Genomic DNA, 14,362 nt, shown 5'->3' with positions numbered 1-14,362 from the left:
CATCCGAGGGTGATTACTCCCCGTAGCCGTCCAGGTCGCCAGCGCTGATCAGTCCCAGCAAGCGTTCAGGTGTCAGCGCTGATCAGTCCCGGTAGGCATCCAGTCCCCGACCGCAGACCAGGTCAGTCCTCGTAGGCGTCCAGCGGCGGGCAGGAGCAGACCAGGTTCCGGTCGCCGTACGCCTGGTCGATCCGGCGCACCGGCGGCCAGTACTTGTCCGCGACCGAGACACCGGCCGGGAAGACGGCCTCCTCACGGCTGTAGCCGTGCTCCCACTCCCCGCCGAGCGAGGCGGCGGTGTGGGGAGCGTTGCGCAGCGGGTTGTCGTCCGCCGCCCACTCGCCCGAGCCGACCTTCTCGACCTCCGCGCGGATGGCGATCATCGCCTCGCAGAACCGGTCGAGCTCGACCAGGTCCTCGGACTCGGTCGGCTCGATCATCAGCGTGCCGGCCACCGGGAAGGACATCGTCGGCGCGTGGAACCCGTAGTCGATCAGGCGCTTGGCGATGTCGTCGACACTCACACCGGTCGCCTTGGTCAGCGGCCGCAGATCGATGATGCACTCGTGCGCGACGAGCCCGCCGGGACCGGTGTAGAGGACCGGGTAGTGCGGCTCAAGGCGCTTGGCGATGTAGTTCGCGGAGAGCACGGCCACCTGCGTGGCCCGCTTCAGCCCCTCGCCGCCCATGAGCCGGACGTACGCCCACGAGATCGGCAGGATGCCCGCGGAACCCCAGGGAGCGGCCGAGATCGGGCCGACACCGGTCTCGGGACCGGCCGCCGGCTGCAAGGGGTGGTTGGGCAGGTACGGCGCCAGGTGCGCGCGCACCCCGACCGGACCGACGCCCGGACCGCCGCCGCCGTGCGGGATGCAGAAGGTCTTGTGCAGGTTGAGGTGCGAGACGTCACCGCCGAAGTGCCCCGGCTTGGCAAGCCCCACAAGGGCGTTCAGGTTGGCGCCGTCCACGTACACCTGGCCGCCCGCCTCGTGCACCTGGGCGCAGATGTCGGCGACGTGCTCCTCGAAGACGCCATGCGTCGAGGGGTACGTGATCATCAGCACGGACAGCTCGTCGCGGTACTGCTCGATCTTGGCCCGCAGATCCTCGACATCGATCTCCCCGTCGTCCGCCGTCTTCACGACGACGACCTTCATGCCGGCCATCACGGCGCTCGCCGCGTTCGTGCCGTGGGCGGAGGACGGGATCAGGCACACGGTCCGCTGCTCGTCGCCGTTCGCACGGTGGTATCCGCGTACGGCGAGCAGCCCGGCCAGCTCGCCCTGCGAACCGGCGTTGGGCTGCAGCGACACCTTGTCGTACCCGGTGACCTCGGCGAGCCGCTCCTCCAGCTCATGGATGAGCGTGAGGTAGCCCTGCGCCTGCTCGGCGGGCGCGAAGGGGTGCAACTGCCCGAACTCGGGCCAGGTGACCGGCTCCATCTCGGTCGTCGCGTTGAGCTTCATCGTGCAGGAGCCGAGCGGGATCATGCCTCGGTCCAGCGCGTAGTCACGGTCGGAGAGCTTGCGCAGGTAGCGCAGCATCGCCGTCTCGGAGCGGTACGAGTGGAACACCGGGTGCGCGAGATACTCGTCGGTGCGCAGCAGTGCGGCCGGAAGCGTGTCCTCGGCGGTCGAGTCCAGCGCCTCGACATCACCCTCGACACCGAACGCGCTCCACACAGCGGCCAGTTGCCTGCGCGTGGTGGTCTCGTCGCACGAGATCGACACCAGGTCGGCGTCGACCAGGTGCAGGTTGACCCCCTGGTCGCGCGCGCCCGCCACGACCTCGGCGGCCCGGCCCTGGACGCGCACGGTCAGCGTGTCGAAGTAGGCGCCGTGTACGACCTCGACTCCGCCCGCCTTCAGCCCCTCGGCGAGGATCGTCGCGTAGCGGTGCGTGCGCCGCGCAATCGTCTTCAGCCCCTCCGGACCGTGATAGACGGCGTACATGCCGGCCATCACCGCGAGCAGCACCTGAGCCGTGCAGATGTTGCTCGTCGCCTTCTCGCGACGGATGTGCTGCTCCCGCGTCTGCAGGGCCAGGCGGTACGCCTTGTGTCCGTCCGCGTCGACGGACACCCCCACCAGCCGGCCCGGCAGGCTGCGCGCGAACTTCTCGCGCACCGCCATGTACCCGGCGTGCGGACCACCGAAGGCCATCGGCACCCCGAACCGCTGCGTCGTACCGACCGCGATGTCCGCGCCCAGCTCACCCGGCGAGGTCAGCAGGGTCAGGGCGAGCAGATCGGCGGCGACGGTGACGACCGCTCCCAGCTCGTGCGCCTGCTCGACGAGCGGCTTGATGTCGCGTACGGCACCAGAGGCGCCCGGGTACTGGATCAGCACGCCGTTGATCTCACGCCCGGCGATCTCGGCGGGGATGCCCTCGCCCAGGTCGGCGATGACGACCTCGACGCCGGTCGGCTCGGCGCGGGTCCGGATGACCGCGACGGTCTGCGGCAGCGCGTCCGCGTCGACCAGGAAGAGACCCTTCTTGTTCTTGCCCATGCGCCGGGACAGCGCCATCGCCTCGGCGGCCGCGGTGCTCTCGTCGAGCAGCGAGGCGCCGGACGTCGGCAGCCCGGTCAGCTCGGCGACGACGGTCTGGAAGTTCAGCAGCGCTTCGAGGCGGCCCTGCGAGATCTCCGGCTGATACGGCGTGTACGCCGTGTACCAGGCCGGGCTCTCCATGACGTTCCGAAGGATCACCGGCGGAGTGAAGGTCCCGTAGTAGCCGAGCCCGATCATCGAGTCGAGTACCTGATTGCGGTCCGCGAGGGAGCGCAGTTCGGCCAGTACCTCGGCCTCGGTGCGCGCGCCCGGCAGCTCCAGCGCCTCGGCGTTCTTGATCACGTCCGGCACCGCGGTGGCGGTGAGCTCGTCGAGCGAGCCGTATCCGACCTGCGCGAGCATCTTGGCCCGGGCTTCGGTGTCGGGGCCGATATGGCGCTGCTCGAAGGGGATTCCCTGTTCGAGCTCGGAGAGCGGAATGCGAGGGGCGGTCATTGCGGAGGCCTCCTGGTCTGACGCGACCTTCGAGGGGCACCCCGGCACGGGTACCCCGACGGCCTCCCCCTCTGTCATCTCAACCTGAGAGTTTCACCGGCCCGCCCGCCCGCTGCGACCCGACTTTCACCGTCGGTGAGAGCGGGAGCCGTCGTCGGCACCCGCTCTGCTTTCCAGAGTGACCTCGTCCGTGCGGTACGTGGGCCTGAGAGATTCCGGGGAGGATTTGCTCCTTCGGCGCCTCCGGTGGTGTCCGGAGGACTCTCCCGCACAGGGTCAGCAGCCGTTTGCCAGCCTACCAGCGAGGACAACTCCCGAGCCTTCGAGTGGCCACCTTCCTGAATCTGCTCTTTTGTAGTGCTTACGGATGAGTTGCGACCAAATGGAGGGCACCGTGCAGACCGACATCGATCCGCGCAACTTGATCGGCCGCAAGGCATTCGACCGCAACGGCGCCAAGATCGGCACGATCGACGAGGTCTACCTCGACGACGCGACCGGGATCCCGGAGTGGGCGGCCATACGCACGGGACTGTTCAGCAGGGACGCCTTCGTGCCCCTGGAGCCCAGCGAACTCGTCGAAGGCACTCTGCGCATCCCCTTCGAGCGAGCGCTGATCAAGGACGCGCCCGACTTCGGCGTCGGCCGCCACCTCTCCCCCGAACAGGAACTCCAGCTCTACCACCACTACGGCCTCGACCTGGCATCCCCGCCTCCCCTACCGGACCGCGACTTCGGCCGCCTGGCGGGCCCGGACGAGGCCTGAAGCCGCGACCCGCCCCGCCCCGCCCCAAAGCAATGCCCGCGGCTCAACCTTCACGGTGATGACCGACGCTCCCTGCCACCAACGGCAACGGCTCCGCCGGCTCCAGCTCCGGATCGTCGGTCCGGAACGTCCGCACCCGCCCGGGCCCGGAGTACGGCGTCTCGAACCGAACCGTGACCCGCCCGAGCCCGCTGCCCTGCACCCACCCGTGCCCGAACTCGGCGTGCCGCACATCGTGCCCCGCGGGCCACCGCCGCTCAGCCGGCGGCACATGCTCCTCCGCGGACTCCTGCGCCACCTCCTCCTCCGTGTGCTCCTGCGCCGCCAGCTCCCCCGCGGCGGCCTGCGCCTGTGCGAACAGATCCTCCTGCGTGTAGTCGGCAAGACCGGAGACACCAACACCGAGCAGCCGTACGCCACCGGTCGTGTCCACCGACTCCAGGAGCCGCGCAGCCGCCTCCCGCACCACCCCGGAGTCGTCCGTGGGCCCCCGCAGCGTCTCGGACCGGGTCAGCGTCGAGAAGTCGTACCTGCGCACCTTCAGCACGATGGTGCGCCCCGACAGCCCGGCTCCACGCAACCGCTGCACACACCGGTCGGCGAGCCGCTGCACCTCAAGACCGACTCGCACCCGGTCATGGATGTCCACGTCGTACGTATCCTCGACGGACACCGACTTGGTCTCCCGCTCGGCCACCACGGGCCGGTCGTCGTGCGCCAGCGCCATCGCGTACAGCGCGTGCCCGTGGGACTTCCCCAGCAGCCGTACGAGCTCGTCCTCGCCCGCCTCGGCGAGCTCCTCGACGGTGGTTATCCCGGCCCGTCGCAGATGGTCACCCGTCGCCGGCCCCACGCCCGGCAGTGTCCGCACCGGCATGGGCCCCAGCAGCGCACGCTCGGTCCCCGGCTCTATCAGCACCAGACCGTCGGGCTTTGCCTGCTCCGAGGCGATCTTCGCGAGCATCTTGGACGCAGCGAGCCCCACCGATCCGGTGAGACCGGTGACGGCCCGGATTTCCGCACGCAGCTTCACCCCGGTCAGCCGCGCCGACGCCTCGTCCCAGGCCGCTCCCCCTGCCTCCAGATCGACGAACGCCTCGTCCAGGCTCAACGGCTCCACCAGCGGCGACAGAGCCCCCAGCAGCCCCATCACCTGCTCGCTGACCTCCCGGTAGATCCCGAAGCGCGGCACCAGATACGCGGCGTTCGGCGCGAGCCGGCGTGCCTGGGCCATGGGCATCGCGGAGTGCACCCCGAAGACCCGCGCCTCGTACGAGCAGGTGGAGACGACTCCACGTGGTCCGAGCCCGCCCACGACGACCGCTTTCCCGCGCAGGCTCGGCTTGGACGCCTGCTCCGCCGAGGCGAAGAAGGCATCCATGTCGAGATGCAGGATCGTGGGCGCGGTTCTCACATCTCCGATGCTGCCCTACGCCACTGACAATGCCCCGGCAAGCCGGGGCACCATCAGCCTCTTCCGCTCCACAGATCCTCAGACCGCGCGATTGCGCCTTCGCGCCAGCTCGTCGGCGGGGTTGTTCCGCACCAGCGTCTCGCCGGTGTCCACGCGCTCCCCGTGCAGCTGCGAGAGCGCGCCCTCGACATCCCGCCACACCACACCCACGGCGATCCCGAAGACCCCCTGGCCGCCCTGGAGCAGCGCGTGGACCTCGTCGGGGGACGTGCACTCGTAGACCGTGGCGCCGTCGCTCATCAGCGTCATCCGCTCCAGATCCCGGAAACCGCGCTCCCTGAGGTGCTGGACCGTGGTGCGGATGTTCTGCAGCGACACCCCGGTGTCGAGGAATCGCTTGACGATCTTCAGGACGACCACGTCCCTGAAGCTGTACAGCCGCTGCGTCCCCGACCCGTAGGCGGACCGCACGCTCGGCTCGACCAGTCCGGTCCTCGCCCAGTAGTCCAGTTGCCGATAGGTGATGCCCGCGGCAGCGCACGCCGTGGGACCGCGGTAGCCGATCTCCTCGGAAACCGCCTCACCCTCACCTTCACCGGGCACTGCTGTCGGCCGCCGCAAAACGTGATCGGCCGTGTTGCCATGAAGCGGGTACGGACCGCTCTCCCCCAGACCGCGTCCGGGAGCACCCCCAGCCGTACCGTCGCCGCTGCTTCTCACGCCGACCTCCGTCCTTGACCTGCCTTCTCGACGGTAGGCAGTCACCAGGGGTGCGTCAACGATCGCCACACTCGGCACGCCGAGTGATAATCACCCTAGGAGTGGTTTCCCGTGCCCCACCGCGGGGAAAGGCTAGCCGAATGCTCTCCGAGCGAGCCGCGGCACACCACACTGGCCGCTGGCAATTGCCGCCCGGAGCTCTCCGAGGCCCGTGTCCTCACTGGCTGTTGGTGCCGAAGTCCTCGGGCGAGATCTGGTCGAGGAACTCGCGGAACTTCTCCACTTCGTCCTCCTGCTCGTCCGGGATCGCGATCCCGGCGTCGTCGAGCACCCCGTCACTGCCGTAGATCGGCGTCCCGGTGCGCAGGGCCAGCGCTATGGCGTCGGAAGGCCTCGCACTTACCTCGACCCCGCTGGCGAACACCAGTTCCGCATAGAAGACGCCCTCACGCAGGTCCGTGATGCGCACTTCGGTGAGCTCCTGACCGACGGCTTCCAGCACGTCCTTGAACAGGTCGTGGGTCAGCGGTCGCGCCGGGGCCATGCCTTGCTGGGCGAAGGCGATCGCCGTCGCCTCCCCCGGTCCGATCCAGATGGGGAGGTAACGATCGCCTCCCACTTCACGCAGAAGCACGATCGGTTGGTTGGAGGGCATTTCGACCCGGACACCTACGACATCGAGCTCGTTCACACAGCAACCCTAGGCCGTGCCCGGGACGTTTGGGTAGTCGGGCACGGAACGGGTGGGCGATCCGACACCCGCGAAGCGCCCGGGGTCAGGGCAGCCGCACGCCGAGCGCGGTCTGCACCAGCGCCGCGTGCAGCTTCACCGTGAGCCCCGCCAGCTCCTTCGTACGCGCCTCCGCGTGCGCCCTCGTCTGCGGATTGCGATGCCGCCGCAGCGGGGCCACCACCTGATCGACCAGACCCGCATCACGCTCTGCCGCGGCTTTCATCGCGCGCAGGTGTCGCGGCTCGATCCCGAACCGGCCCAGCTCGACGACGAGCGCGGCGACGGTCACCGCTTCGGCGTCGTACGCCCCGTCCGAGAGAGGCACGATGAGGCCGTACGACTCCCACTCCTCGAGTTCCGGCTCGCCGATCTCGGCAGCGGCAAGCAGCTCCGCGCGGCCGACCCGGGCTGCCGTGGGCGCGTCGGGGTCGGTGAACAGCTCGCCCTCGCCCGAGTCGCGCTGACGCCCCACAGTCGGCAGCCGCACCGCCTCACCGCGCTCCAGGGCGTCCAGATACTCACGGATGACCTTCAGCGGCAGATAGTGGTCCCGCTGCATCCTCAGGACGTGACCGAGGCGCTCGACGTCGTTGGCGCTGAACTTGCGATACCCCGAAGGGGTCCGCTGCGGCTCGATGAGCCCCTCCGACTCCAGGAACCTGATCTTGGAGATCGTGACTTCGGGGAACTCGTCGCGCAGCACGTTGAGCACCGTGCCGATGCTCATCAGTCCGCTGTCCGTGGCGGCGGTACCGTGGCCGGCACCGCCGCTCGGTGATCGAAGCATGGACCTTCCTGAGGGTCCCCCCGGACGGAGCCCGGGGGAGGGTCAGATGCCCCGCTGGCTCGCGTAGAAGACCAGCCGGTACTTGCCGATCTGCACCTCGTCGCCGTTCGACAGCGAGACCGAGTCGATCCGCTCCCTGTTGACATAGGTGCCGTTGAGGCTGCCGACGTCCGACACCGTGAACGAGCCGTCGGCGACGCGGCGGAACTCCACGTGGCGGCGTGACACGGTCACGTCGTCCAGGAAGATGTCGCTCTGCGGGTGACGCCCGGCCGTGGTCAGCTCACCGTCCAGCAGGAAACGGCTGCCCGAGTTCGGACCGCGGCGCACCACCAGGAGCGCCGAGCCGAGCGGCAGCGCGTCGACAGCCGCCTGCGCCTCCGGGGAGAGCGCCGGCGAGAGCGTCTGGCCCGTCACCTCGGCGTCGTAGGCCTCGAGGCCCGAAATGGAGATCGTGGACGTCGTCTCGGACGGACGCTCCGCGGTCACCCCGCCCCGCAGCGGCGCACCGCAGTTGGAGCAGAAACGGCTGTTTTCCGCGTTGCGGTTACCGCACCTCGTACACACCAGGGCCGACATGGACGGATCCTCCTGCCGCGGCTGCCCTCCAGGGGCATGGGAAGCGTACGGGTCGGCGGCGAACCCTCCACCCGTACTTGAGGCTGACGGTTCCCCGAAACCTATGCGGCCGGACTGGGCAGGGTCAACAGACGGCGCGCCCTGACCACCGGAAATGTCACTGCCAGGACCACCGACCTCGTCCCGGAACAGTGGACGTTCGCCACTCTGGTCCTCGGCATCTCCATGGCGTGGTGCACGGTGCCGGGCAGTGGCGTTGTCGCCGCCCTCTCCTCGTGCGCTCTTGCCGAACAACTTCGCAAACAACTTCACGGGCGATTCCCCTTGACCGAAACAGACCCGCCCGTGGGGCAGGACGAACCCTGATTGAACACACCGGTCGACCCGGACATCCTCACAACGTCCGTATCCACCTGACAGTTTCCACCACGCACCACCCATTCGGTGCGCCGACCCCCCGCAACCTCATGCCCTGGCCGGGCACCCCTCATGCAGCCCCTCTTCACTCGGACGACCGAGCGTAGTCAGGCTGCTTCGCCGGTCGCAAGGCGTCCACGACGATCTTCGTCGAAGGCTCGACCGTGACGATGGCCTGCTCCTTCTCCAGTGTCTGCACCACCCCTCCGGGGATGTTGAGCGCCGGCTCCAGATCCTGCGACTTGCCGATGACCTTGAAACGGTAGGGCTGGGTGATCTTGTTCCCGTCCACGCTCACGCCCTTGTCGGAATCCGTCAGATAGGTGCTGGCGACGACCCGTACACCGTTCACCTGGATCGCCTCCGCACCGGCCGCGCGGAGCTCCTGGATGGCGTCGAGCAGCATGTCCGCCTCGACCGTCCCTTTGGTGTCGTTGATCGTCAGGGTGATGCCGGGTCCCTGCGCGGCCACGGTGCCCGCAAGAATGCCGAGTTGCTTCTCCCTCTCGACAGTCTGCTTGCGTGCCTCCTCGGCCTGGTCCGAACTGTTCTCCAACTCGGTGCGCTGATCTTCGAGACCCTGCTTCTCGTCTTCAAGACGCTGTGTACGGCTGTCCAGTTCATCGAGGATGCGTACGAGATCTTCCTGACGTGCGCCGCGCAGGGCGCTGCCGCTGTCGCTGTTGGACGCCACCTGGACGGCCAGACCGAAACCGAGGCCGAACAGCAGCAGCGCGACGATGAGTTGCGCACGGGACACCCGCGGCGGCCACAGGCCCTGTACCAGTCGCTGACGGCCGGTCAGCGCCGGCCCGGCGGCGCCCACTTGCGGCTCCTCCGGCTCCCGCTCCGGTGGCGCGGGAGCCGCGGCCCGAACCGCTTCGGGAAGTTCCTTGCGCAGACGATTCTCCGGGGTGCCGGGAGTCGTCGATGCCTCGTCGTCGTTGCTCATCGGCCTCACGCCCGGAACACGTGACGACGGATCGCCGCGGCGTTGGAGAAGATGCGGATACCGAGGACGACCACGACACCCGTGGAGAGTTGGGCGCCCACACCCAACTTGTCGCCCAGGAATACGATCAGCGCGGCCACGACCACGTTCGAGAGGAACGACACCACGAAGACCTTGTCGTCGAAGATGCCGTCGAGCATCGCGCGCAGGCCTCCGAACACGGCGTCGAGTGCCGCCACGACGGCGATCGGGAGGTAAGGCTCGACGACTGCCGGAACCTCGGGCCGGACCAACAATCCGGCCACGACTCCCACGACGAGGCCCAGTACGGCGATCACGATGTGCCCTTCTCTGTGCTCGGCTGTGCTGTACGTACGATCACACTCGGTGCGGCGGTCAGCCGGATGTCGTCGTCGACTGAAATGCTGGTCCGGATGCCGTAGTTCTCCTGCAGGGCATGCAGATACAGCCCGTCGGCACTGTTCTGGAACCTGGTGCTGAGCCGCTGGCCGTCCCCCACCGCGAGCACCGTGTACGGCGGCACCAACGGCCTGTTGTCGACCAGTATCGCCTCGCCCGCGGCCCGGATCGCCGACAGCGCGGTCAGCCGCTGGCCGTTGATCGAGATGGCCTCTGCGCCCGACTCCCACAGCCCGTTGACGACCCGCTGCATGTCACGGTCGCGCACGCGACCGGTGTCGGAGAACCCGGAGGTCTCCCGCGGATCACCGTTGCCGTCCTGACTTGCTTCCTTGGCGTCGTCGACGACGAGTTTCACGCCCGGGCCGTGCACCTCGGTGGCGCCCGACAGAATGCCCACCAGGTCGGCCTGCTCGCTGCCCCCGTCTGCATTCAGCGCCGCACGCTGCCGCGCACTCACATCGGCCCGCAGAGTGTCGACATTCCCTTCGAGTTTGTCGGCAGCGGCGGTCTCGCGCTCGATACGGTCGATGAGTTCCTGGCGTTCCTTGGCGATGACCGGGGCCGCGATCCGCGCGTTCGCCGCTCCGAGGGTCACCACCAGGCCCGCGAGGACCAGACCGGCCGCCAGACCGAGCTTCGCCCGCACCGTCCTCGGCATACCGCCGGCACCCTCGGCCTGCTTCCGGGCAGCCGCCTCGGCGTATCCGTCGTCAAGGCTGTGGTCCATCACATTGGTGAGCAGCGACATGGAGGCGTCCGGGCGCGCGGGGCGCATAGGACTGCTCCGAACGGGGGGCTGCTGCGGCATGCCGCACATCGTCGCACGTCGCGGGCGCTACCTCCGAATGGCCCCACCGGCGTGCCGGACAGGCCCCCTTGGGGGCACTTGTCCGGCACGCGCGCGTGCCAGGCGTTTCAGCGACCGGCGCTGTCCACGACCGCCGCCCACTCATCGAGCAGCGCCTCCGCGGAGGCATCGTCGGGCCCCTCGGCCCACAGATGCGTCACCGCCTCGGCGGGATCCGGGAGCACCATCACCCAGCGCCCGTCCGTCTCCACGACCCGTACGCCATCGGTGGTGTCCACGAACCGGTCACCGGCCTCCTCCACGACCCGCCGCATGACAAGTCCCTTTACGGCCCAGGGAGTAGCGAGATCGCGTTTGAGGACATGCGCCCGCGGAATCCGCGCATCGATCTGGCTCAGCGTGAGCTGTGTCCGCGCCACCAGCCCGATGAGGCGTACGAACGCCGCCGCGCCGTCGAAGACACCGCTGAACTCCGGGATGATGAAACCACCGCGCCCGTCGCCACCGAAAATCGTCGAGTCCTCACGTCCGACCCGCGTCAGATCGTCCGGGGAGGTAGTCGTCCAGTCCACCTGCGTGCCGTGGTACGCGGCCACCTGCTCGGCAATCCGCGTTGTGGTCACGGGAAGCGCCACCCGCCCGCTGCGCCGCTCAGCAGCCACCAGGTCGAGCATCACAAGGAGAGCCCGGTCGTCCTCGACGATCCGCCCCTTCTCGTCGACGAGCGAAAGCCGCTCACCGACCGGGTCGAATCGCACTCCGAACGCCGCCCGCGCGGACGCCACGATCTCACCGAGCCGCACAAGCCCGGACCGCCGCGCATCGGCCGTCTCAGTCGGCCTGGACTCGTCCAGACCAGGATTGATGACGAGCGAGTCGACCCCGAGCTTGCCGAGCAGGCTGGGCAGCACGAGTCCCGCGCTACCGTTCGACGCGTCCACGACGACCTTGAGCCCCGACTCGGTGATCCCCGTCGTGTCGACATTCCGGAGCAAGGACCCCGTGTACGAGTCGAAGACACTGGCCGGGAAGTGCAGATCCCCGATCTCACCGGGGAACGCACGACGGTACTCCTGCCGCGCGAACACCCGGTCCAGCTTCCGCTGACTCGCCTGCGACAGATCCGCACCCTGTCCGTCGAAGAACATGATGTCGACGGAGTCCGGCACACCGGGCGTCGTACGGATCATGATCCCGCCCGCACTGCCCCTGGCCGTCTGCTGCCGGGCCACCGGCAGCGGTACGTTCTCCAGATCGCGTACGTCGATGGCGCTGGCCTGCAGCGCCGAGATGACCGCCCGCTTCAGGGCACGAGCACCTCTGGAGTGGTCGCGCGCCGTCGTGACCGTGGAGCCCTTCTTGAGCGTTGTCGCGTACGCACCCGCGAGGCGCACGGCGAGTTCCGGGGTGATCTCCACATTCAGAATCCCGGACACTCCACGAGCGCCGAAGAGATGCGCCTGGCCCCGCGACTCCCAGATCACCGACGTGTTGACGAACGCGCCGGCCTCGATGGTCTTGAACGGGTAGACGCGGACGTTTCCCTGAATGATCGATTCTTCACCGACGAGACATTCATCGCCGATGACGGCGCCGTCCTCGATCCGGGCGGCCCGCATGATGTCGGTGTTCTTGCCGATCACGCAGCCGCGCAGATTGCTGTGCTGCCCGATGTACACGTTGTCGTGCACGACGGCCCTGTGCAGGAAGGCCCCCGTCTTGACGACGACGTTGGAGCCAATGACGGTGTGCTCACGAATCTCGGCGTCCGCCTCCACCTTGGCGTAGTCGCCAATGTAGAGAGGCCCGCGCAGTACGGCATCGGGGCTCACCTCGGCACCCTCTGCCACCCATACGCCCGGCGAGATCTCGAAGCCGTCGATTTCGACGTCGACCTTGCCCTCCAGGACGTCGGCCTGCGCCTTCACATAGCTTTCGTGGGTACCGACATCCTCCCAGTAGCCCTCGGCGATATAGCCGTAGACAGGCTTGCCTTCCTTCATCAGCTGGGGAAAGACATCTCCTGACCAGTCGACGGAGACATCGGCCTCGACGTAGTCGAAGACCTCCGGTTCCATGACGTAGATGCCGGTGTTCACCGTGTCGGAGAAAACCTGGCCCCAGGTCGGCTTCTCCAGAAAGCGTTCGACCTTGCCCTCTTCATCGACGATGGTGATGCCGAATTCAAGGGGATTCGGTACACGCGTCAGACAGACGGTGACCAGCGCGCCCTTCTCTTTGTGGAAATTGATGAGATCCGTGAGGTCGAAGTCGGTCAGGGCATCGCCGGAGATCACGAGGAAGGTGTCGTCTTTCAACGCTTCCTCGGCGTTCTTGACACTCCCGGCAGTACCGAGTGGCTTCTCCTCATTGGCATAGGTGAGCTCCATACCGAGCTCCTCGCCGTCACCGAAGTAGTTCTTGACGAGAGAAGCCAAGAACTGAACAGTTACGACGGTCTCGTTGAGCCCATGCCTTTTGAGCAGCCGTAGCACGTGCTCCATGATCGGGCGGTTGGCCACAGGCAGGAGCGGCTTGGGCATGCTTGAGGTCATCGGACGAAGGCGTGTGCCTTCGCCTCCGGCCATCACGACGGCCTTCATGTCGGAAGCGTCCTCCTTGAAGAGACGACGGTCTAGCCGACTTCACCCGTCCAAATTGTCCCGCACTTTTCGTCCGCGGGCCATCGAGCCACTACAGCCACGCAATGGGCGAGCTCAATCGGTCGTGGCGTCCGCCCTGACAAGGCGGCGGACCTGAACCACATAGAGGACTCCTGCCCACCAGTACAGGGTTGTACCCCATCCGGCGAACGCCCATCCGAAAATAGCACCTAGTGACGCGATCCACCCGCTTGCGTCACTGAGCAGCAACAACGGGAAGGCGTACATCAAGTTGAAGGTCGCCGCCTTCCCCAGGAAGTTCACCTGTGGCGGCGGATAGCCGTGGCGCCTGAGGATGCCCACCATCACCAACAGGACCAGCTCGCGCGCCAGGAGGACAGCGGTCAACCAGAGCGGGAGAATCTCTCGCCAGGTGAGGCCCACGAGGGTGGACAGAATGTAGAGCCGGTCGGCCGCTGGATCGAGCAGCCGGCCAAGGCTGCTGATCTGGTTCCAGCGACGGGCGAGCTTCCCGTCCAGATAGTCACTGATACCGCTGAGCATGAGCACCAGGAGTGCCCATCCGTCGCTCTTGGGGCCGCCGAACTCGGGCCAGAGAATCAGCCACAGGAAGACGGGCACGCCAACGAGGCGCGCCATGCTGAGGATGTTCGGGATGGTGAGGACCCGGTCTGTCTGGACGCGGGTCTCCTGGACCTCCACCCGGGGGCCTCCTGTGGGAAATGAGCCAATGATGCCCCCTGACCCTACCCGCAGCGCTCACCCTGTTGTGCGGAGGGGTGGGGGCGCCATCAGAAAACAAAAAAGCTCCGGCTCCTGGACGATAAGTCCAGGAGCCGGAGCTCTAAAGATAGTTCGGCGGCGTCCTACTCTCCCACAGGGTCCCCCCTGCAGTACCATCGGCGCTGTGAGGCTTAGCTTCCGGGTTCGGAATGTAACCGGGCGTTTCCCTCACGCTATGACCACCGAAACACTATGAAACTTGTCAACCGGAGCCGTGGCATGGCTACGACGGTTGTTCGTGGTTTCAGAACCAACACAGTGGACGCGAGCAACTGAGGACAAGCCCTCGGCCTATTAGTACCGGTCACCTCCAGCGGTTACCCGCCTTCCAGATCCGGCCTATCAACC

11 protein-coding genes, 1 rRNA gene, 1 pseudogene and 1 riboswitch are annotated in these 14,362 nt (G+C 67.6%); of the genes and pseudogenes, 1 reads left to right on the top strand and 12 read right to left on the bottom strand.

The genetic code is table 11. From position 1 onward, the window contains the following. Positions 1 to 122 precede the first annotated feature (122 nt). Entirely contained in the window at positions 123 to 3,008 is a 2,886-nt protein-coding gene (gcvP, locus tag ACFVKT_RS06455) for an aminomethyl-transferring glycine dehydrogenase (protein WP_385728219.1), read from the bottom strand. Positions 3,009 to 3,191: 183 nt separating this feature from the next. Beyond that, positions 3,192 to 3,287: riboswitch (glycine riboswitch) on the bottom strand. Positions 3,288 to 3,402: 115 nt separating this feature from the next. Between gcvP and ACFVKT_RS06450 the strand changes: the two genes are divergently transcribed. Then, positions 3,403 to 3,774, top strand: coding sequence for a PRC-barrel domain-containing protein (locus ACFVKT_RS06450; protein ID WP_385728217.1), 372 nt, complete (start codon positions 3,403 to 3,405; stop codon positions 3,772 to 3,774). Here the strand turns inward: ACFVKT_RS06450 and ACFVKT_RS06445 are convergent. From ACFVKT_RS06445 to rrf, 11 genes and pseudogenes are all read right to left on the bottom strand, one after another. Beyond that, positions 3,696 to 5,188, bottom strand: a pseudogene (locus ACFVKT_RS06445) (DNA polymerase IV). The gene ACFVKT_RS06450 and the pseudogene ACFVKT_RS06445 overlap by 79 nt on opposite strands. A gap of 78 nt (positions 5,189 to 5,266) precedes the next feature. Continuing rightward, the gene (locus tag ACFVKT_RS06440) at positions 5,267 to 5,908 is read right to left on the bottom strand and encodes a MerR family transcriptional regulator (protein ID WP_385728215.1); all 642 of its coding nucleotides are present in this window, start codon (positions 5,906 to 5,908) and stop codon (positions 5,267 to 5,269) included. Between the two features lie 217 nt (positions 5,909 to 6,125). Then, a complete protein-coding gene (locus tag ACFVKT_RS06435) occupies positions 6,126 to 6,599 on the bottom strand; it encodes a bifunctional nuclease family protein (RefSeq protein ID WP_006123076.1) in 474 nt (157 codons plus the stop codon). 85 nt (positions 6,600 to 6,684) lie between these two features. Next, positions 6,685 to 7,428: a MerR family transcriptional regulator gene (locus tag ACFVKT_RS06430; protein WP_385728213.1), complete on the bottom strand. Its 744-nt coding sequence runs from the start codon at positions 7,426 to 7,428 to the stop codon at positions 6,685 to 6,687. Between the two features lie 42 nt (positions 7,429 to 7,470). After that, positions 7,471 to 8,448, bottom strand: a complete 978-nt coding sequence (locus ACFVKT_RS06425) for an FHA domain-containing protein (protein WP_385728211.1) — start codon at positions 8,446 to 8,448, stop codon at positions 7,471 to 7,473. Between the two features lie 61 nt (positions 8,449 to 8,509). Continuing rightward, positions 8,510 to 9,376 carry a DUF881 domain-containing protein gene (locus tag ACFVKT_RS06420; RefSeq protein ID WP_385728209.1) on the bottom strand — a complete coding sequence of 289 codons (867 nt, stop codon included), beginning with the start codon at positions 9,374 to 9,376 and terminating at the stop codon, positions 8,510 to 8,512. A 5-nt stretch (positions 9,377 to 9,381) separates the two neighbouring features. Further along, the gene (locus tag ACFVKT_RS06415) at positions 9,382 to 9,714 is read right to left on the bottom strand and encodes a small basic family protein (RefSeq protein ID WP_003988855.1); all 333 of its coding nucleotides are present in this window, start codon (positions 9,712 to 9,714) and stop codon (positions 9,382 to 9,384) included. Continuing rightward, positions 9,711 to 10,616, bottom strand: coding sequence for a DUF881 domain-containing protein (locus tag ACFVKT_RS06410; RefSeq protein ID WP_385728207.1), 906 nt, complete (start codon positions 10,614 to 10,616; stop codon positions 9,711 to 9,713). Before ACFVKT_RS06410 ends, ACFVKT_RS06415 begins: the two co-directional genes overlap by 4 nt. A gap of 98 nt (positions 10,617 to 10,714) precedes the next feature. Next, positions 10,715 to 13,210, bottom strand: a complete 2,496-nt coding sequence (locus ACFVKT_RS06405; protein WP_385728205.1) for a sugar phosphate nucleotidyltransferase — start codon at positions 13,208 to 13,210, stop codon at positions 10,715 to 10,717. 114 nt (positions 13,211 to 13,324) lie between these two features. Next, the gene (locus ACFVKT_RS06400) at positions 13,325 to 13,933 is read right to left on the bottom strand and encodes a CDP-alcohol phosphatidyltransferase family protein (RefSeq protein ID WP_266824528.1); all 609 of its coding nucleotides are present in this window, start codon (positions 13,931 to 13,933) and stop codon (positions 13,325 to 13,327) included. A gap of 151 nt (positions 13,934 to 14,084) precedes the next feature. Then, positions 14,085 to 14,201, bottom strand: a 5S ribosomal RNA gene (gene rrf / locus ACFVKT_RS06395). Between the last annotated feature and the right edge of the window lie 161 nt (positions 14,202 to 14,362).

Origin of the sequence: Streptomyces sp. NPDC127595 (assembly GCF_042671685.1) — a bacterium.
Taxonomy (GTDB): Bacteria; Actinomycetota; Actinomycetes; order Streptomycetales; family Streptomycetaceae; genus Streptomyces.
The sequence above is the reverse complement of the archived record's forward strand: the minus strand, read 5'-3'. Positions and strand labels throughout refer to the sequence as shown.

Bases quoted from the DNA above. Each gene is read 5' to 3' on its own strand.
- gcvP (WP_385728219.1), bottom strand. From the start codon at position 3,008: ATGACCGCCCCTCGCATTCCGCTCTCCGAGCTCGAACAGGGAATCCCC.
- ACFVKT_RS06430 (WP_385728213.1), bottom strand. From the start codon at position 7,428: ATGCTTCGATCACCGAGCGGCGGTGCCGGCCACGGTACCGCCGCCACG.
- ACFVKT_RS06425 (WP_385728211.1), bottom strand. From the start codon at position 8,448: ATGGGTGGTGCGTGGTGGAAACTGTCAGGTGGATACGGACGTTGTGAG.
- ACFVKT_RS06420 (WP_385728209.1), bottom strand. From the start codon at position 9,376: ATGAGCAACGACGACGAGGCATCGACGACTCCCGGCACCCCGGAGAAT.
- ACFVKT_RS06410 (WP_385728207.1), bottom strand. From the start codon at position 10,616: ATGTGCGGCATGCCGCAGCAGCCCCCCGTTCGGAGCAGTCCTATGCGC.
- ACFVKT_RS06405 (WP_385728205.1), bottom strand. From the start codon at position 13,210: ATGAAGGCCGTCGTGATGGCCGGAGGCGAAGGCACACGCCTTCGTCCG.